16 protein-coding genes are annotated in these 20088 nt (G+C 66.5%); 10 read left to right on the forward strand and 6 right to left on the reverse strand.

Features of this window, described 5'->3' with window-relative positions; translation table 11 throughout:
• Positions 1-253: 253 nt before the first annotated feature.
• The gene (locus ACWDPV_RS14175; protein WP_449743492.1) at positions 254-1768 is read right to left on the reverse strand and encodes a DHA2 family efflux MFS transporter permease subunit; all 1515 of its coding nucleotides are present in this window, start codon (positions 1766-1768) and stop codon (positions 254-256) included.
• A 98-nt stretch (positions 1769-1866) separates the two neighbouring features.
• On the opposite strand from ACWDPV_RS14175, the gene ACWDPV_RS14180 reads away from it, so the two are divergent.
• Positions 1867-2550, forward strand: a complete 684-nt coding sequence (locus ACWDPV_RS14180) for a TetR/AcrR family transcriptional regulator (protein WP_449743493.1) — start codon at positions 1867-1869, stop codon at positions 2548-2550.
• A gap of 210 nt (positions 2551-2760) precedes the next feature.
• Here ACWDPV_RS14180 and ACWDPV_RS14185 read toward each other — a convergent pair whose 3' ends face one another.
• The 4 genes from ACWDPV_RS14185 to ACWDPV_RS14200 are packed head-to-tail and all read right to left on the reverse strand — an operon-like array spanning position 2761 to position 6414.
• Positions 2761-3747 (reverse strand): glycine betaine ABC transporter substrate-binding protein, encoded by a 987-nt coding sequence (locus ACWDPV_RS14185; protein WP_449743494.1) that lies wholly within the window; start codon positions 3745-3747, stop codon positions 2761-2763.
• A complete protein-coding gene (locus ACWDPV_RS14190; RefSeq protein ID WP_449743682.1) occupies positions 3747-4481 on the reverse strand; it encodes an ABC transporter permease in 735 nt (244 codons plus the stop codon). Before ACWDPV_RS14190 ends, ACWDPV_RS14185 begins: the two co-directional genes overlap by 1 nt.
• An 8-nt stretch (positions 4482-4489) precedes the next feature.
• On the reverse strand, positions 4490-5773 hold the full coding sequence (locus ACWDPV_RS14195) for an ATP-binding cassette domain-containing protein (protein ID WP_449743495.1): 1284 nt from the start codon (positions 5771-5773) through the stop codon (positions 4490-4492).
• Positions 5770-6414, reverse strand: a complete 645-nt coding sequence (locus ACWDPV_RS14200) for an ABC transporter permease (protein ID WP_449743496.1) — start codon at positions 6412-6414, stop codon at positions 5770-5772. Before ACWDPV_RS14200 ends, ACWDPV_RS14195 begins: the two co-directional genes overlap by 4 nt.
• A gap of 234 nt (positions 6415-6648) precedes the next feature.
• Between ACWDPV_RS14200 and ACWDPV_RS14205 the strand changes: the two genes are divergently transcribed.
• A complete protein-coding gene (locus ACWDPV_RS14205; protein WP_449743497.1) occupies positions 6649-7374 on the forward strand; it encodes a TetR family transcriptional regulator in 726 nt (241 codons plus the stop codon).
• On the opposite strand, the gene ACWDPV_RS14210 is transcribed toward ACWDPV_RS14205, so the two are convergent.
• On the reverse strand, positions 7296-8336 hold the full coding sequence (locus tag ACWDPV_RS14210; protein WP_449743498.1) for an EamA family transporter: 1041 nt from the start codon (positions 8334-8336) through the stop codon (positions 7296-7298). The genes ACWDPV_RS14205 and ACWDPV_RS14210 overlap by 79 nt on opposite strands.
• 39 nt (positions 8337-8375) lie before the next feature.
• Here ACWDPV_RS14210 and ACWDPV_RS14215 point away from each other — a divergent pair, with 39 nt between their 5' ends.
• The 8 genes from ACWDPV_RS14215 to ACWDPV_RS14250 all read left to right on the forward strand — a co-directional run bounded on the left by ACWDPV_RS14215 (position 8376) and on the right by ACWDPV_RS14250 (position 20003).
• Positions 8376-8930: a CGNR zinc finger domain-containing protein gene (locus tag ACWDPV_RS14215; RefSeq protein WP_449743499.1), complete on the forward strand. Its 555-nt coding sequence runs from the start codon at positions 8376-8378 to the stop codon at positions 8928-8930.
• Between the two features lie 44 nt (positions 8931-8974).
• The gene (gene mfd / locus ACWDPV_RS14220; RefSeq protein WP_449743500.1) at positions 8975-12550 is read left to right on the forward strand and encodes a transcription-repair coupling factor; all 3576 of its coding nucleotides are present in this window, start codon (positions 8975-8977) and stop codon (positions 12548-12550) included.
• A gap of 99 nt (positions 12551-12649) precedes the next feature.
• On the forward strand, positions 12650-13633 hold the full coding sequence (locus ACWDPV_RS14225; RefSeq protein WP_449743501.1) for a MazG family protein: 984 nt from the start codon (positions 12650-12652) through the stop codon (positions 13631-13633).
• A gap of 202 nt (positions 13634-13835) precedes the next feature.
• Positions 13836-15308, forward strand: coding sequence for a sulfatase family protein (locus ACWDPV_RS14230; protein ID WP_449743502.1), 1473 nt, complete (start codon positions 13836-13838; stop codon positions 15306-15308).
• Between the two features lie 120 nt (positions 15309-15428).
• Complete coding sequence (gene stf0 / locus ACWDPV_RS14235; RefSeq protein WP_449743503.1) at positions 15429-16226, forward strand: trehalose 2-sulfotransferase; 798 nt, start codon at positions 15429-15431, stop codon at positions 16224-16226.
• Positions 16223-17188, forward strand: coding sequence for a sulfate adenylyltransferase subunit CysD (gene cysD / locus ACWDPV_RS14240; protein ID WP_449743504.1), 966 nt, complete (start codon positions 16223-16225; stop codon positions 17186-17188). The genes stf0 and cysD overlap by 4 nt, the downstream gene beginning before the upstream one ends.
• Positions 17188-19092, forward strand: coding sequence for an adenylyl-sulfate kinase (gene cysC, locus ACWDPV_RS14245; protein WP_449743505.1), 1905 nt, complete (start codon positions 17188-17190; stop codon positions 19090-19092). Before cysD ends, cysC begins: the two co-directional genes overlap by 1 nt.
• Before the next feature lie 53 nt (positions 19093-19145).
• A complete protein-coding gene (locus ACWDPV_RS14250) occupies positions 19146-20003 on the forward strand; it encodes a formylglycine-generating enzyme family protein (protein WP_449743683.1) in 858 nt (285 codons plus the stop codon).
• Positions 20004-20088: the final 85 nt, after the last annotated feature.

The following is a 20088-nucleotide window of genomic DNA, read 5'->3' on the forward strand; positions in this document are numbered from 1 at the left end:
GGTCGTGGACATCGACGCGCGGGTATGGATGGCCACCGGCCCGGCCCGGCGACGAGCCGAACCCGACACATCGCTCCAATCATTCTGTGCGCCAGGCATTGCGCCACTGTGCACCGCATGCTCGCGCATGGTGCGGCGAGGTGCTCCGACGACGAAGCGTGTCGATCAGACAGACGGCCCGGCCATCGTGATGATGGCCGGGCCGTCGTCTCATGCCGGGCACGACGTGGCTCAGGATTGCCGATGTCTCATGTCAGTGTGCGACGACCATCTCGTCCCCCTGGGTGGCGGGCAGCTTACCGCTGCGGATCACCACGGCGGACATGACGCCGCCGGCCGCGAAGACTGCTGCGGCGACCCAGAACGCCACCGTGTAGGAGTGCACCGCGGCCATCAGTGACAGCTGCTGCAGGTTCGCCGTGTGTGCGGCGTGATCGGTGACGTAGCCCGCCGCCGCGCTGGAGGCGATGGTGGACAGCAATGCGGTGCCGACGGATCCGCCGACCTGCTGCATCGTGTTGACCGTCGCCGATGCCACGCCCGCGTCCTGGGGTTGCACACCGGAGATGGCGCCCTGCATCGCCGGAGCCATCGACGCACCGAGGCCCAGGCCCATGACGATCAGTGCCGGAAGGATGTCGGTGGTGTACGAACTCGAGTCGCTCAGCCGGGTCAGATACACCATGCCACCTGCGGCGATGAGCATGCCCGCGGTCATCAGCCAGCGCGGCCCGAACCGCGGCAGCAGGACCGCGGTCGAGGTGGTGGCGGTGAGGATGAGGGCGGCGATCATCGGCAGGAACGCCAGTCCGGTCCGGATCGGGCTGAACGCGAGGTTCTGCTGCAGGTAGTAGGTCAGGAACAGGAAGATCCCGAACATTCCGATACCGACGATGAAGACCGCGAGGTAGGAGCCGGCGCGCGTCCGGTCGGTGATGACCCGCATCGGCAGCAGGGCATGCTCGGTGCGCGATTGCAGCCAGACGAAGACGCCGAGGAGTACCGCACCGACCACCAGCCAGGTGAGGGTGGCCCAGTCGGACCAGCCGTGGGTCTCGGCGTGGGAGAAGCCGTAGACGATGGAGAACAGTGCCACCGAGACGGTCAGGACGCCGGGGATGTCGAGCTTGGGGCGGTGTTCGGCCTTGTGCGGGGCCAGGAACAGGATGGCGCCGACCAGGGCGATGGCCGCGATCACCAGGTTCACATACAGGCACCAGCGCCAATCGGCCCACTCGGTGAGCATGCCGCCGAGCAGCAGGCCCAGCGCGCCGCCACCACCGGCGATGGCGCCGAAGATGCCGAAGGCCTTGCCGCGTTCATCGGGGTCGACGAACGTCGTGGTCAGCAGCGACAGTGCGGCCGGGGCGAGCAGTGCGCCGAAGACGCCCTGACCGGCGCGTGCGGCGACCAGCATGGTGAAGTTCACCGCGGCGCCACCGACCGCCGACATCACCGCGAAGCCGATGAGCCCGATGATGAAGGTGTTCTTGCGGCCCCACAGGTCCGACAGGCGGCCGCCGAGGAGCAGGAGGCTGCCGAAGGCGAGGGCGTAGGCGGTCACGATCCACTGACGGTCGGCGTTGTCGAATCCGAGCGACGACTGTGCGTGGGGGAGTGCGATGTTGACGATGGTGGCGTCGAGCACGACCATCAGCTGGGCCAGGGCGAGGACACCCAGCACCACCCACCGGAGCCGGTGATGCCGGGCCTCCGGGGTTTCGGGAAGAGACGAGGTCTCCTCGTTCTTCGAATAGACGGTTGTCATTCCGGCCTCCTGAAGCTAGGTGGAGGAGCTTCCTCCGGTTACCCAAGGGCCAACGGCACCCAACCGGAGAAGATTCCTCCGTTTGCTAAACTGTGACCATGACCACTGACGCGGAGGCCACCCGACCCCTACGCGCCGACGCGGAACGCAACCGGCTGCGCATCATCGCCGCGGCTCGAGAGCTCTTCGCCCAGCGCGGGCTCGACGTCTCCCTCGACGAGGTCGCCGAGGCCGCCGACGTGGGCGTGGGTACCGTCTACCGCCGATTCGCCAATCGCGACGAACTCATCGCCGGCGTCCTCATCGAGCACCTGAACACCGTGAACGCCAAGACCGCCGCGGCGCTGGAGAACGACGATCCCTGGGCGGCGGTGGTCGATCTGGTCACCTGGCTCGCCCAGTCGATGGCCGAGGACCGCGGGCTGGCCGCCATCATCATGCGGGTCGATCACTCGCACCCCGACATCACCGCGGTCAAGTCGCAGATGTCGGAGCGGGTGGAGCAGATGTTCACCCGGGCCCGCGACGCCGGAGTGGTCCGGCCGGATCTGGCCTCCACCGACTTCTACGCCATCTTCACCATGCTCTCGGCGGTGGCCGACGCCACCCAGGAGACCGCACCGGGTGTCTGGCGCCGCTACCTCGGGCTGATCCTCGACGCCATCAAGGCCGACCCGCAGCGCAACACCCTCGACGTCCCGCCGATGACGTTCGAGCAGGTGATAGCCATGCAGCGGGCCAAACACGACGCGAAGCGCCGGGCGTCGGAACAGGGCGGCTGACGCGCCGTCGGGTGGCTCGGGTCCCAGACCTCGCCCATGCCGCCGCGACCCAGCAGGCGTTCGAGGAGTAATCACCCAGCACCTCGCCGGAATGGTCGGTGGGGCCGGTTACAGTGATGATTCCCCTGCGCCTCGCGACGTGCGGACTGACGACTTGCGGACTGATGACTTGCGGACTGACGTCCTCGGGTGCCGGCGACTCGAGGGACGTCAAACTATCAAGCCCTCACTCTTGAGCCAGTCGTAGGCCACGTCGGACGGGTCTTCACCGTCGATATCGACCCGGCCGTTGAGTTCCTGCATCAGTTGATCGGTGAGCCGTTCGGAGATGGTGGCCATCAACGGGGCGATGTCCGGGTTCGCATCCAAGGTCTCCTTGCGGACGACGACGGTGCCGCTGTAGGGGAGGAAGTAATGCTTGTCGTCGACCAGCACGGTGAGGGAGAGGTTCTTGATGCGGCCGTCGGTGGTGTAGACCATGCCGAAGTTGCAGGGTTGGCTCTTGGCCGTCGAGGTGTAGACGACGCCGGAATCCATCTGGGTCACATTGCCGGACGGGACGCCGTCGGGCGTGTTGTACGGCATGCCGTAGGTCTGCAGCATCGGCAGGAAACCGTCGGGGCGCGAGAAGAATTCGTCATTCACGCAGAAGGTGCGCTCGTTGACCGGGAGTTTGGCGATATCCGACATCGTCGTGACGCCGAGTCGCTGTGCGGTCGGACCCGACACCGCAAAGGCGTACGTGTCATTGAAATTGGCGGGTGGCAGCCACACCAGATTGTTCTGTTCGAGTTCGACATCGTGGACCTGTTGCCACAGTTGCTGCGGGTCGGCGATGACGTCGGTCTCGTGAAGATAGGTGACCCAGGCGGTTCCGGTGTATTCCCAGGCGAGATCGGCGGCACCGTTGAGCATCGCCTGCCGACTCGACGCCGATCCCGGTGCGTTGGTGAGGTCGGTGACGTCGGCCCCGGCCGCGGCCAGGTAGGTGGCCGCGATCTTGCCGAGCAGGATGCTCTCGGTGAAATTTTTTGACGTGACCGTGATCTCGGCGCCCTTGAGAGGGGTCGCGCCATCGGGCAGCGATGCCTTCTTGAACGTGCCCGACGAGCTGACGAGCCCGCAACCGGCCAGCACCGTCGCACAGATCGCCAGCGCCAGTAGTAGGAGGTGGCGCCCTCGGCGTCGAGTCGTCATCAGATCCCCCGGGGTGTGGCGACGAGTTCCACCAACCGGCCGAGCCAGTCGATGATCAGGGCGAGCAGGCCCACCAGGATGGCGCCGGAGATCAACAGTTTGGGCAGGAACAGGGTGACGCCGGTGGTGATCAGGGTGCCCAGGCTGGTGGCGCCGATGAAGGTGGATAGCGTGGCGGTACCGACCAGGATCACCAACGCGGTGCGAACGCCGTTGAGTATCACCGGGACCGCGAGGGGCAGCTCCACCAGGATCAACGTTCGGGCCGCCGACATGCCGATGCCCCGCGACGCCTCGACGGTGCGTTGATCCACCTGCCGCAGACCGACGATCGTGTTCTGTAGGATCGGCAGGATTGCGTAGACGACGAGACCGACCACCGCTGTGCGGAATCCGGTACCGAGCCAGAAGGTGAACAACACCAGCAGGCCCACCGCCGGTGCGGCCTGACCGATGTTGGCGATGTTCACCGCGATCGGGTTGAGCCAGCGCATCGACGGCCGGGTCAACAGGATTCCGAGCGGAATAGCGATGACGACCACGATGACCGTCGCCACCACGGTCAACCGGATGTGATCGAGAATGGTGTTCTGCAGGGTCGACCAGGACAGCGCCGCGCTCTCGGTTTCGGTGAATGTGGTTGTCTGATACCAGGTCACATAACCGACGCCGATGACCACGATGAGCAATGGTTCAAACCACACATCCATCGGCAGTTGCCGGAACCGCGTCATCGTCGACTTCATGACGGTGAGGCCGTGTTCGGTTCGGTGGTGGTCTGGTCATCATCGTCGTCGATGGCGGCGACGATCGGTGTCTCGATCGGGCCGGTGCCCGGCTTGTGGTCGGCGTAGGAGAGGTGATCCTCTTCCTCACGCGCGTGCGCCAATTGTCCCTGGATGATCTCCATCACCGATGTGATACCCAATGCCCCGATCACGCTGCCGCGGGAGTCGGTGACCAGGGTGCCGCCCTGACTGGCGGCCAGCATCGAGTCGAGGGCGTCGTTGAGGGTCGACGACGAGGCGACCACCGGTAGGCGCGGGTCGAGGTAGTCGGAGATCTCCTTGCGCGCGGACACTTCCTCCACCGACGGCCAGGCACGTGGTCGGCCATGCCGGTCGACGACCACCAGCCACTTGTGTCCGGCCGCTCTCGCCCGGGAGAGTGCCTCGTGCGCCGGCGATCCGACGACCGCGGTGACGACCTCGTCGTGCGGGACGTCACGCACCCGCGACAGGGTGAGTTGCGCGAGCGTGGCTCCGGATCCGATGAACTCCTCGACGAACGGGGTCGCGGGGTTGGCGAGGATCTCCTCAGGTGGTGCGTACTGCTCGATGTGACCGCCCTGGGAGAAGATGAGCACCTTGTCGCCGAGCTTCGTGGCCTCCTCGAAGTCGTGGGTGACCACCACGATGGTCTTACCCAACTCTTTCTGGATGCCGATCAGACTGTCCTGCAAGCGGACTCGTGTGATCGGGTCCACCGCACCGAACGGCTCGTCCATCAGCAGCACCGGCGGATCGGCGGCCAGCGCGCGGGCCACCCCGACGCGCTGCTGCTGACCGCCGGACATGTCCTTGGGCAGGCGGTGGGCGAAGTCCGCGGCGTCGAGTCCGACGAGGTCGAGAAGATACTCGGTGCGTTCGGTGATGCGCTTCTTGTCCCAGCCGAGGACCCGGGGGATCGCCCCGATGTTCTTGGTGACGTCCCAGTGCGGGAACAGCCCACCGGACTGGATGACATAGCCGATGGATTGGCGCAGCTTGTCCGGGTTCTCCTTGGTGACGTCACGGCCGTCGATGAGGATGCGGCCGGCGCTGGGCTCGATCAGCCGGTTGATCATCTTCAGGGTCGTCGTCTTGCCGCAGCCCGACGGGCCGACAAACGCCACGATGTGACCGGCCTCGATGTCCAGGTCGAGACGTTCGACCGCCGGAATGCTTTGTCCCCGATACTGTTTCATGACGCCGTCGAGGGCGATGGACGCCCCGGTGACGGTGCGTTCGGAGGTTGGCTGGGTCATTTCAGTCCCCTCGAGATGGTGAACCGGCCGAGTAGTACGAGCAGAGCGTCGAATACCAGGGCCACGATGACGATCAGGATGGTGCCGGTCAGCGCCATCTCCAGGGCGTTGGCGCCGCCGAGGCGCGAAAGCCCGCTGAAGATCAGCGATCCCAACCCGGGACCGAGGACGTAGGCGACGATCGCGGCGATGCCGACGATCATCTGCGTCGACACCCGAATCCCGGTGAGGATGACCGGCCACGCGATCGGGAGTTCGACGCTGAGCAGGATTCGCCAGCGGGACAGCCCGATCCCGCGGGCGGCCTCGATCACCGACGGTGGCACCGACCGCAGGCCGACGATGGCGTTGCCGATCACCGGCATCGTCGCAAAGAACGCCAACATGACGAACGACGGGACGACACCGAGACCGAACGGCACGATCAGCAGCGCCAACAGCGCCAGGGACGGAATGGTGAGAGCGACACGGCTCGAGGTCAGCGTGAGCGCCGACGCCAGCGGCAGTCGGTACACGATCACCGCAATGACGATCGCAATCACGGTTCCGACCAGAACGGTCTGAAACGCCAGTGATGCGTGCTGGTAGGTGAGAAACGTCAGTGTGCTCGCGTGCCCGCTGATGTAGTCCCAGAGGTTCACGGACATCCCTTCTGGATCAGACGATTTGCGAGTTTTCGATAAGTGACAGGACTTCGACCCTATCCATAGGGGTCGGTCGGCACCGGTGAAAACCGCGAACCCGGCCGGCTGCCATCACCTTTGCCGGTCGTGGAACCCTTGGTGACCTGCGCAGATATCGAACTGATCACGATCGGCGCAATTTGATTCGGCGTGAACCGATATGTCCGACTTGCCATCGTTATCGTGGACGCCATGGCAGTCAGTCGCCCCACCGACAAGACCGACGAGGTCCGGCGCGCACCACGCGCGCGGATGACCGGTGCGCAGCGTCGCCTGCAGCTCATCGAGGTCGCGCGGGGATTGTTCGCCGAACGCGGATTCGAGGCCACCTCCATCGAGGAGATCGCGCAGCGGGCCGGTGTGTCCAAGCCGATCGTCTACGAACATTTCGGCGGCAAGGAGGGTCTCTACGCGGTGGTGGTGGACCGCGAGATGGAGACGTTGCTGGAGATGGTGACGTCGTCGCTGTCGCGCAACCGCTCGCTGTACCGCATCCAGCAGGTGGCGCTCGCGCTACTCACTTACATGGAGGAACGCACCGACGGCTTCCGCATCCTCGTCCGTGGCGAGAGCACCAGCGCCGGCACCTATTCGAGCCTGCTCAACGATGCGATCAGCCAGGTCGAGCACATCCTGGCCGGCGACTTCGAGCGACGTGGATTCGATCCGAAACTGGCGCCGCTCTATGCCCAGGCGCTCGTCGGCATGGTGTCGGTGACCGCGCAGTGGTGGCTCGATGTCCGGGAACCCTCCAAAGAGGTTGTCGCCGCACACCTGGTGAATCTGTGCTGGAACGGACTGACCCGCCTTGACCCCGATCCGGAGTTGGTGGGACCCGATTACGTTGAACCCGAACGGGCTGGACCAGACCGGGGCGAACCCACCGAGCCCAGCACGGCCGAGGGCCCCGACGACTGAGCGACCGCACGCGGTTCGCCCATCTTGGCCGCGACCACACCGCAGATGATCAGCACTCCACCGAGGATCTGGGCCGGCGCGGGAATCTGGCCGAGCAGTGCCGCCGCCCACACCACGGCGGCGAGCACCTCCAGCAACGCGATCAGCGAGGCGAGTCGCGCACCCAGGCGCCGGGCCGCGCCGATGCCGGTGAGATATGCGGTGGCCGCGGAGATGAGGGCGAGTCCGACCAGCACCGACCAGGCCGGCGCGGCGAATCCGGCGAAATGTGCGGTGGCCTGACCGGCGGTCATCGGTAGCACTCCCACCACCCCGAGCATGCCCAAAAGCAGTGCGGCGAAGATCATTCCGCCGGTTGCCAGCACGGCGGGCGGCAGGTCGTCGTGCTGGTGGGCCGAGATCAGGAAGTAGCCGGCCGCGCCGATCATGGCTCCCACGGCCCAGAGTGCGCCGACCGGATCGATCGATGCCGCGCCGAGGAGATCGAGGACGAGGACGAGACCGACCGCGCAGATTGCGATTCCGGCGACCGCCCACCGGGTCGGCCGCTGCCGGTGGACGGCCCACATCCACCCGACCACGACGACCGGCGCGGTGTACTCGATCAGCAACGCGGGACCGACGTCCATCGTCTGGATCGCCGAGAAATAGCAGAACTGGGCGGCGGCGATGCCGAGCAATCCATACAGTGCGATGGTCTTGCCGTGCGCGCCCAGGATGGAGACGAGCCGGGCCGGACGCAGCTGCGACCAGCCGCCAAGATCGCGCACCGCGAAGGGGATGAGCGCCAGTCCGCCGAGTCCGATACGGATGCCGACCACGGCGCCGGGACTCCACCCGGCCGCCAGCAACGGCGTCGCCAGTGCGCCGGAGATGCCGAAGCTGACCGCGGAGATGACCGCCAGCACCAACCCCGATCTGACCCGGGTGTCGAACGTGGGGTCATTGGTCAATGAGCTCATGACGAATGACGCTAGGGTCCGATTCGGTAATGTGTCAACATGATTTTCGGTGATGACGTGGATCTGGCGCTGCAGGCGGCGGTCACCCTGGCCAACTCGGCGTCGCCGCCGGACACCTTCGAGACGATCGCCGACCTCGACGCGTACTGGGAGCGCTTCGGTTACACCGGCCGACGCGTCGGCGATCGCGCCGAACTCGACAGCGTTAGGGCCATCCGACCGCGTCTGCGGGCGCTGCTGCTGGCCGACCGCGACGACGCCGTCGACCTGGTCAACACGGTCCTACGCCGGCACCGGGCGCTGCCTCAGCTGGTCCGGCACGGGCAGACCGACTGGCATCTGCATGCCATCGACGACGACGCGCCGTTAGCCGAGAGGATCATGGTCGAAACCGCGATGGCGCTGATCGACGTGATCCGTGCCGATGACCTGTCGCGCCTCGCGATCTGCGCCGACGAGGGCTGTGACGCCGTCGTCCTCGACCTGTCCCGCAACCGATCGCGGCGGTACTGCTCCACGGCGTGTACCAACCGCAATGCGGTCGCCGCCTACCGCGCCCGGCAGGGCGATCCCGACGGAGCGCGGCGGGCATGACCACCGGACGCTGACCGCTGACGCCAGGTCTTACAATCGCACGAGTGTCGTCTTCACCCGCCCTCTCCGGACTTGCCGCTCTCACCTGTTCGGATGCCTCGCTCGCCGCGCTCCGTGAACGTTGCGACACCGACCGCCTCGACATCACCGGACCGGACGCCGCGCGCCCCTTCGTCGTCGCCTGTCTCGCAGGGTCGTCGGCACCGCTGCTCGTCGTCTCCGCCAACGGGCGGGAGGCCGACGATCTGACCGCCGAGCTGCGCGAAATGCTCGACGACCCGGACTCGGTCGCGCAGTTCCCGTCCTGGGAGACGCTTCCGCACGAACGGCTCTCGCCCAGCGCCGACACCGTCGGCGCACGACTGGCGGTGCTGCACCGTCTCGCGCAGCCGGGCGAGCATCCGCTGCGTGTGGTGGTGACCACGGTGCGTTCGCTGGTGCAGCCGATGGCACCGGGCCTGGGTGCGGTCCGCACCATCACCCTGCGCGAGGGTATCGAGATCGACTTCGACACCCTTCTGGCCGATCTGGTGGAGATGGCCTACGAGCGCGTCGACATGGTGGGCCGGCGAGGCGAGTTCGCGGTCCGCGGCGGCATCCTCGACGTCTTTCCGACGACCACCGACTATCCGGTGCGCGTGGAGTTCTGGGGTGACGAGATCACCGAGATGCGCGCCTTCTCGGTCGCCGATCAGCGCAGCCAGCCCGAGATCGACACCGCCGAGGTGCAGATCCATCCCTGCCGCGAACTGGTGCTCACCGAACGGGTCCGCCACCGCGCCGCCGACCTCGCCGCGGCGAACACCGGCGACGAGGCACTGGCCGACATGCTGGCCAAACTCGCCGAGGGCATTCCGGTGGAGGGCATGGAAGCGCTCATCCCGGCGCTCGTCGAGGGGCAGATGCAATTGCTCACCGAGGTGATCCCGGACGGCTCACGGGTACTCATCCTCGATCCGGAGAAGGTCCGCACCCGCGCGGGCGACCTCGCGGCCACCGGAGCCGAATTCCTCGAGGCGTCCTGGAACGCGGCCGCCTTAGGCGCCTCTGCGCCCGTCGACAACGTCGGCGGCGCAACCGGAGTCGACCTGCAGGCCAGTGCCTACCGTCCGCTCGACGAGGTGATGGAGGTGACCGTCACCGCAGGTCGCTCCTGGTGGACGATGAGCCCGCTGTCGGCTGGCTTCGGTGACGAGTTCGAACTGGACCTGGTGGCCGGTCCGACGCCACACGGCGGCGAGAAAGAGATCGCGGAGACCTTCGCGATGCTCCGCGCACACGTCGCCACCGGTAAACCCGCCGCAATCGTGGTGGCCGGCAAGGGAACCGCCACCCGCATCGGCGAACGCCTCGCCGACGCCGAGGTGCCGCACTCGATCGCCGAGCCGGGGGACCGGCCCGCCGACGGCGAGGTCACCGTCTACGGCGGCACCCTGCGCCACGGAATCATCTCTGCCTCAGCGGGATTGGTGATCGTCACCGAAACCGACCTGACCGGTTCGCGGGTGGCGGCCGTGCGCGACGGACGACGACTGCCCGCCAAACGACGCAACCAGGTCGATCCGTTGGCCCTGACCGCGGGTGACCTGGTGGTGCACGACCAGCACGGCATCGGCAAGTTCGTGGAGATGATCGAACGCACGGTCTCCGGGGCACGGCGCGAATACCTGGTGCTGGAATACGCCGCGGGCAAACGCGGTCAGCCCGGCGATCGGCTCTACGTCCCGATGGATGCCCTCGACCAGCTGTCCCGGTACGTCGGCGGCGAGCAGCCGTCGCTGTCGAAGCTCGGTGGTTCCGATTGGCAGAACACCAAACGCAAAGCGCGCAAGGCCGTTCGGGAGATCGCCGGTGAGCTCGTGCAACTCTACGCCGCCCGTCACGCCGCCCCCGGGTACGCCTTCAGTCCGGACACCCCGTGGCAGCGGGAGATGGAGGACGCCTTCGACTTCACCGAGACCGTCGATCAGATGACCGTGATCGGTGAGGTCAAGGACGACATGGAAAAGCCCGTTCCGATGGACCGGGTGATCGTCGGCGACGTGGGCTACGGCAAGACCGAGATCGCAGTGCGCGCGGCCTTCAAGGCCGTCCAGGACGGCAAGCAGGTGGCCGTCCTCGTGCCGACAACCATTCTGGCGCAACAACATCTGCAGACCTTTACCGAGCGGATGTCGGGTTTCCCGGTGCGTGTGCGCGGACTGTCAAGGTTCACCGACGCAAAGGAATCCAAGGAGATCATCGAGGCGATGGCCGACGGTTCGGTCGACATCGTCATCGGTACCCACCGGCTCCTGCAGACCGGGGTCACCTGGAAGGATCTCGGCCTCGTCATCGTCGACGAGGAACAGCGTTTCGGTGTGGAACACAAGGAGCACATCAAGTCGCTGCGCACCCACGTCGACGTGCTGACCATGTCGGCGACCCCGATCCCGCGCACCCTGGAGATGTCGATGGCCGGCATCCGTGAGATGTCGACGATCCTCACCCCGCCCGAGGAGCGGCATCCGGTGCTCACCTACGTGGGAGGGTATGCGGCCAAGCAGGTGGCCGCGGCCATTCGCCGCGAACTCCTGCGTGACGGGCAGGTCTTCTACGTCCACAACCGTGTCTCCACCATCGACAAGACGGCCAAGGAGATAGCCGACATGGTCCCCGAGGCCAGAGTCGTTGTGGCACATGGCCAGATGAACGAGGATCAGCTCGAACGCACCGTCTCCGGATTCTGGAACCGGGAGTACGACGTGCTGGTGTGCACCACCATCATCGAGACCGGACTCGACATCTCCAACGCGAACACACTCATCGTCGACCGCGCCGAGAATCTCGGTCTGTCGCAACTGCATCAGCTACGCGGCCGGGTGGGACGCAGCCGGGAACGCGGATATGCCTACCTGCTCTACAGTTCCGAGAAGCCGTTGACCGAGACCGCCTACGACCGCCTGGCCACCATCGCCCAGAACAACGAACTCGGCGCGGGAATGGCGGTGGCGCTCAAGGACCTCGAACTGCGCGGAGCCGGAAACGTGCTCGGCGCCGAACAATCCGGTCACGTCGCCGGAGTGGGATTCGACCTGTATGTGCGGCTCGTCGGCGAGGCGGTTGAGGCCTATCGTGCCGCCGCCGACGGTAAACCGGTGACCAGCGAAGAGGTCACCGAGGTGCGTGTCGATCTCCCCGTCGACGCCCACATCCCGGTCGAGTACGTCGACTCCGACCGCCTGCGCCTCGAGGCGTACCGCAAACTCGCCTCGGCATCGGCCGATTCCGAGGTGGACGCGGTGATGAGCGAACTGCTCGACCGCTACGGTGAACCGCCGGAGGAGACCCGCCGCCTCGCCTCCATCGCCAAGCTGCGATTGCGTTGCCGCGAACGCGGTGTTGCCGAACTCGGGGTGGTGGGAACCAACGTCAAGGTGTCGCCGCTGCATCTGCTCGACAGTGAGCAGATACGCCTCAAGCGGCTGTACTCCGCGGCGTCCTATCGTGCGACGACCGGCGTCATCACGCTGCCGATCCCACGGACCGGTGGGGTCGGATCGGCGCGACTGCGCGACGACGAGCTGATCGACTACCTCGTCACCTTCCTGACGCAACTCAAACCCACGCCGGCGCCGTAGCCGATCCTCGGGAGAAACCGCATCGAGATCCCACGTTGTCGGGTGCGCACCGTTTACGGTTGTCGTGTTGTCACATACTTTCCGTGAAAGGTGCCCGCGATGACGGTGGTCCTGCTCGATCCGCTGCGGCCGGACATGATCCCGATCCGCGCGCGTTCGGAGCTGTCCGGAACGGTGTATGTGACCGAGGATGTCCCCACCACGATCCTGTGGGAGCTCGATCACTTCGAGCCGGTCTTCGACGAGACTCCGCTGGGTACCACGCTGCTGTCGACCGATCCGCATCATCGGTTGGTCGCCGCGCGGAGAGCACTCGGTGACACCGTCATCGAGGCGACCCCGCTGGCCGGTGGTGACCTGCTGGCCGCTGTCGCGTTGATGGACACCCTGCGACGCAACGGTCCGTGGGAGTCGCAGCAGACCCACGCCTCGCTGCGGCGCTACCTGCTCGAGGAGGTCTACGAGCTCCTCGACGCCTTCGACTCCGGCGATCAGGCACACCTGCGCGAAGAGCTCGGCGACCTGCTGCTCCAGGTGTTGTTCCATGCGCGTATCGCGGCCGACCATCCGACCGATCCGTTCGACATCGATTCTGTCGCAAGAAGTTTCACTGATAAGGTGACCCGTCGTACTCCCGGGGTGCTGTCCGGGGCGCATAGCGATCTCGAGACACAGATCCGCGAGTGGGAAGAACGTAAGGCCGCCGAGAAGAATCGGGGATCGGTACTCGACGGGATCGCCACCACCGCGCCGGCGCTGGCGCTGACCCAGAAGGTCCTCGAAAGGCTTACCGCCGCTTGCTATCCCGTCGAACGCATCGATCCTGCAGTGCTGACGGTGACCGTGTCCGCCGGAGATGACAGCGTCGAGGCCGCCGCGCGGGCACGCACCCTGGACCTGATGACCCAGGTGCGCGCGGTCGAGGAACAGGCTCGGGCCGACGAGGTCGTCCTCGACACCCGCGAGGCCTGGCTGTCGATCCTCGACGGTACGGCCGTACCGGAACCGGAACCGGAACCGGAACCACAATTCGAGGATCCGGCCCCGGTCGGCGAGTCGGAGGGCGAACCTCCGGCCGAGTAGTGGCAGCACGCCATCTGCATGCTCAACTCCCAGCCGCGCGGAATGCATGACGTGTAGGTGGGAGTTGCGCGCGCACCGCCGGCACGGTGCACGTTCGGATCACGGTGATTTCAACGTGGTGGCCGTGGCCGGAGGCGGCCTCCGGCACCCGCCCCGCGATACCCCTACGACATGGGAAAATGCGGCCGTGCATCATGGAGGAATGCCTTTCGACACCGCAGGCGACCCCGATGGAGGCACCCGGAGCACCCGCGAGAACGTGATCTTGGTGCACTGGCACGATCTGGGACGCCACCTGAGGTGCTACGGCGCCGACGGCGTCGAGAGCCCCCATCTCGACGCGCTGGCCGCCGAGGGCATCCGGTTCACCGACGCACATGCCACCGCCCCGCTGTGCTCGCCGGCCCGCGGTTCGCTGTTCACCGGCGAATATCCGCACCACAACGGGCTCGTCGGTCTGGCCCATCACGGGTTCGCCTATCGCGACGGCGTGCAGACACTCCCGGCTCTGCTGGGTGGTCACGGGTACCGCACGGTGCTCTTCGGCATGCAGCACGAGAGCGCCGATCCCACCAGCATCGGCTTCGACTCGGTGGACGTCTCCGACTCACGGTGTGACTACGTCGTCGGCGAATCGCAGTGGTGGCTGCGCCGTCACGTCGAGGCCGGCGGAAACCGGCCGTTCCTGTTGACGGCCGGATTCTTTGAGACGCACCGTCCCTACCCCGACGACGAGTACGCACCCGCCGACACCACCGACATCGAGGTGCCCGGGTTCCTTCCCGACACCGACGACGTCCGCGACGACCTCGCCGGTCTGCACGGCAGCATCACCAAGGCCGACGCCGCGGTGGGGCGGCTGCTCGCCACCGTCGATGACCTCGGACTGGCCGAGAATACCTGGATCGTCTTCGTGACCGACCACGGTCTGGCGTTTCCGCGTGCCAAGTCCACGCTCTACGCCGAAGGGACCGGCGTCGCCCTGATCGTCCGGCCGCCGCGAGCCCGCGGTATCGCCCCGCGGATCTATGACGACCTGTTCTCCGGGGTCGATCTCACGCCGACCATTCTCGACCTGCTCGGGATGGACCTGCCCGACACGGTCGACGGTGACTCCCACGCCGCGGAGTTGACGGACGCTTCCGACGGTGCGGTGCGTGAGGAGGTCTTCACCGAGAAGACCTATCACGACGCCTACGACCCGATCCGGGCCGTGCGGACCAAGACGCACAGCTACATAGAGAATTACGCGCACCGTCCCGAGTTGTTGCTGCCACTCGACATCGCCGACAGTCTCTCCGCACGATCCCTCGAGCCGGCTATCACTGTCCGGGACCGCGCGCATATCGAACTCTACGATCTGGTTTCCGATCCGTATGAGCAAAAGAACGTCGCCGACGACCCCGAGTACGCCGAGATCCGCGCCGACCTCGAGGCGCGTCTTGCCCGGTGGCGCAGTACCACCGGCGACGCACTGCCCCCGGAGGCGGAGGGAACCGCGGTCGCCGAAGCGTTCATGGCGGTCTTCCACGCGAAGACCGAGGCCGGAGACCCTGCCGAGGAGGCACTTCCGTCGCGGCGGCCGCTCGGCGAACGCCGCGAGCTCAGTGGCGATCTCACCTCCGGTGAGGGCGACGTGGTTCGCACATCACGATCGGCGGGCGCCACGCACTGACCGACGGACCGGCGGCGTGCGGTCGGGCCCGCACGACTGGCCCGTCTTGTCAATACTTTGCCGCGCGTTGGCCGTAAAATCCCAGGTTGCGGGCGGTTTCGTGGTGGCTACACTGAGCCGGTGTCCAGCCAGAACTACCTCGTCTGCGCCAGTCAGCGCAGTGGGAGCACGCTGCTCGTCGAGTCTCTCGCCGCCACCGGTGTGGCCGGGACCCCCGAGGAGTTCTTCCAGTACCTCTCGTCGTCCTCACTGTCCCCGCAGCCACGCGAATGGTTTGCCGGAGTGACGGATTCGACGATCCTGGATCTGCTCGACGAGGTGGACCCGGGTGAGGTCGACACCCGCGACTTCGATCGGTGGCGCACCGATGTGCTCGAGGCCGGCCGAACTCCGAACGGCGTCTGGGGCGGCAAACTGATGTGGAATCAGACGCCACTTCTGATCGCGCGGACCCGCGTCGCATCCGGGTCCCTGCGCACAGCCATCCGTGAACTGCTCGGCGACGATCCGCTTTTCGTCCATGTGTACCGTGACGATATTGTGCCGCAGGCAGTTTCGATGTGGCGTGCGGTACAGACCCGGGTGTGGCGTGACGGCCACGGCCCGCATTTCGAGGCCGGCCGTGACGAGAGGGCGCAATACGACGCCGAGGGCATAGCGCACCTGGCGGCCATCCTGTCCGATCAGGAGCGGCAGTGGCGACGCTGGTTCGCCGAGGAACAAATCGAGGCCATCGACATCGAGTTCGGGGAGTTGGTCAAGGATCCTCAGGGCACCACGGCCACGGTACTCGAAGCCCTGCACCTCGATCCCGGACTCGCGCCACCACCACCTCTCAAACCCCAGTCCAATGCGCGATCCAGGGAATGGGTTACGCGCTATCGTGCCGACGCGGAACAGAACGGATATCCACTATGACCGCCGAACTCACCGACCAGCCGACACCGCTAGCCGCGTCGGAATTCGATCATGTTGCCGCACTGCGCATCCTGGAGTCGGAATCCGTTCACATCATCCGTGAGGTGGCCGCCGAACTCGAGCGTCCGGTGTTGCTGTTCTCCGGCGGCAAGGACTCCATCGTCCTGTTGCGATTGGCGGAGAAGGCATTTCGGCCGAGCCCGCTGCCGTTCCCGATTCTGCATGTGGACACCGGCCACAACTTCGACGAGGTGATCGAGTTCCGGGACCGACGGGTGGCGCCGACCGAGGAGAATCCCGCCGGCATCAAACTGATCGTGGCATCGGTTCCCGATGCGATCGCCGCCGGCCGGATCGCCGAATCGACCGATCCGTCCGGATCACGCAACCGGCTGCAGACCCGGGTGCTGCTCGATGCGTTGGAGGAAGGAGGATTCGACGCCGCCTTCGGCGGTGCGCGTCGTGACGAGGACCGCGCCCGCGCCAAGGAACGGGTGTTCAGCTTCCGTGACGAATTCGGTCAGTGGGATCCGCGGGCGCAACGCCCGGAACCGTGGTCGCTGTACAACGGCCGCATCCGGAAAGGGGAGTCGGTCCGCGTCTTCCCGCTGTCGAACTGGACCGAGACCGATATCTGGCGTTACATCGAACTCGAGCAACTCGACCTGCCGTCCATCTATTACGCCGCCGAGCGTGAGGTATTCGACCGGGACGGCATTCTCCTTGCGGTGTCCGAGTTCTCGCAGCCGGGCGCGACCGACGAGGTGAGCACCGAATGGGTGCGTTACCGCACCGTCGGTGATCTGACGATCACCGGGGCGGTGCGGTCACGCGCCACCAGTATTCCCGACATCATCGCCGAGATCAGCGAGGCGACCGTCTCCGAACGCGGCGAGACCCGCGCCGACGACCGAACATCATCGGCCGCCATGGAAGACCGTAAACGAGAGGGCTACTTCTGATGAGCACCGCAGTTGCACCGCCCCATCGGCCGACCACCAACCGGCAGATCCTGCGCCTGGCAACGGCCGGCAGCGTCGACGACGGCAAGTCGACACTGATCGGCCGACTACTCCACGACACCGGAAGCCTGCCCACCGATCACCTCGCCGGCGTGACCTCCGACGACGGTGACGTCGACCTGGCGGCACTGTCAGACGGACTGCGCGCCGAGCGGGAGCAGGGCATCACCATCGATGTCGCCTACCGCTTCTTCTCCAGCGACACACGCAGTTACGTCCTCGCCGACACACCCGGTCACGAGCGCTACACCCGCAACACCTTCACCGGTGCCTCCAATGCGCACGTCGCGGTCCTGCTCGTCGACGCCCGAAAAGGATTGCAGCGTCAGACCCGTCGCCACGCGCGGATCGCCACCCTCGTCGGCGTCCCGCACGTGATCGCCGCTGTCAACAAGATCGACCTGGTCGACTTCTCCCAGGAACGATTCGACGAGTTGCAGGCAGACCTCACCGAACTCGCCGTCCAGCTCGGGATCGGTGAGATTCTCGCGATCCCGGTGGCCGCCAAGATCGGCGACAACGTCGTGCACCGCTCGTCCCACACCCCGTGGTACGCCGGTCCGACCCTGCTGGAGTACCTGGAATCGGTGGAGCTGCAGGCACCGTCGCCGCAACCGCGTGAACTCCGCCTGCCGGTGCAGTGGGTGTCGCGACCCGGTCCCGACGGTAAACGTAACTACACCGGGCGCGTGGCCGCCGGCACCCTCGCCGTCGGCGATCCGGTGACGGTGTTGCCGTCCGGTTCGCACAGCGTCGTCACCGCACTGGACACCCTCGATCCGCTGCGCGACGTCGCGGTGGCGGGGCTGTCGGTGTCGGTGCAAATCGCCGACGAGATCGACATCGGCCGCGGTGATGTCCTCATCAGCGGCGCCGAGGATGCGCATCGGCCGGTGCCGGCGCGCGAGTTGTCCGCCACGCTGTGCTGGCTGTCGGAGGCGCCGCTGCATGCCGGCGATCGGGTTGCGCTCAAGCAGGGCGCACACACGATCCGCGCCACCGTAGGGTCGCTCGAACGCCGCCTCGACCCGGAGTCGCTCCTCGAGGTCGTCGGACCAACGGAGCTGGGCCTCAACGACATCGGCACCGTCACGCTGCGTACCTCGTCGATCGTGGTGGCCGACCGCTACATCGAGAACCGGGACACCGGCGCCTTCATCCTGATCGATGAATCCTCCAACGACACCGTCGGTGCCGGCACCATTCTCGAACCGCGAGAGGTCATCCCCGGCAAGGCCACCCGCAACGACATCAAGTGGCACCCCAGTTCACTCAACCGCTCGGAACGGTGGGCCAAGACCGGACTGCGGGGCGCCACGGTGTGGCTGACCGGACTGCCGGCCTCGGGGAAGTCGACGGTGGCCGTTGCGCTGGAAAGAGAACTGGTCAACCGGGCGCGGGTGGCCTATCTGGTCGACGGTGACAACATCCGGCACGGTATTTCCGATGACCTTGGCTTTTCGCCGGGGGACCGGGCCGAGAACATCCGCCGGGTAGGTCATCTCGCCCGCCTGTTCGCCGACGCCGGGGTCATCGCGATCGCGTCGATGGTCTCGCCCTTGCATTCCGATCGGGAGATCGCGCGGGAACTGCACCACGCCGCCGACCTGGACTTCATCGAGGTGCACGTGTCCACACCGGTCGGCGAATGTGAACGTCGCGACCCGAAGGGGTTGTACGCGCGAGCCCGGCGTGGTGAGCTCAAGGGTCTCACCGGTATCGACGCACCGTACGAGAAGCCGCTGAATCCGGACCTGCGATTCGACACCACCGGAGCCGACATCGACGAACTCGCCGGTCGGGTGCTGGCGCTGCTGGCGCAACGGGGCATCATCGAGGAGTGAATTGTTGCCAGCCGGAACGTGACGCCCGACGCGAGGGGGACTCCGCGGTAGGTGTGCCCGCGTCCGGCGGCAAACATGCGATCGAGTCCGTGGCCATTGCGGCGGGCGAATTCGCCATGGGTGACGCGTTCGACGAGGGGTACCGCACCGACGGCGAGACCCCGGTTCACCGAGTGACGCTGAGCGCGTTCGAGATCGACATCATCACCGTCACCAACGAGGCGTTCGGCGTCTTCGTCGCCGACACCGGGCACATCACCGACGCGCAACGATTCGGCTCGTCGGCGGTGTTCGCCGGGCACGTGTCGGGGGAGGCCGGTGTCCGGATCGCCGGCACCCCCTGGTGGATCGACGTCCCCGGCGCCACCTGGGATCACCCGTTCGGACCCGGCAGCGACCTCGCCGGTCGTGCCGATCACCCGGTGGTGCATGTCTCCCATCGGGATGCGCTCGCGTACTGCGCGTGGGCCGGACGTGCACTGCCCACGGAGTCGCAGTGGGAGTACGCCGCGCGGGGTGGGATCGATGGCGCCCGGTTTCCGTGGGGAGACGAGCACCCGACGCCAGATGATCCGCAGTGCAACATCTTTCCGGGAGAGTTCCCCGACGATCCCGTCGGCCCGGTCGGGACGATGCCCGTCACGTCGTTCGCGCCCAACGGATTCGGCCTGTACCAGATGGCCGGTAACGTCTGGGAATGGTGCGCCGATCGGTTCAGTGCGCGGGCCTATCGAACGGCGCCGGCCGACGATCCGATCGGCTCCGAACGCGGACGGTCCCGCGTCCTGCGCGGCGGCAGTCACCTCTGCCACGACTCCTACTGCTACCGCTATCGGGTGGCGGCACGCTCACACAACACTCCCGAAACATCCACGGGCAACATCGGTTTCCGTACCGTCGGCCTCACCTAGCCCGTCGAGTGGGCGGCGTTTCGCGTCGAGTGTGCGCCCATCCACGTCGAGTGTGCGCACTTTCCCCTCGAGTGGGCGCCGCGGT

This window comes from Gordonia sp. NPDC003504 (assembly GCF_053587995.1).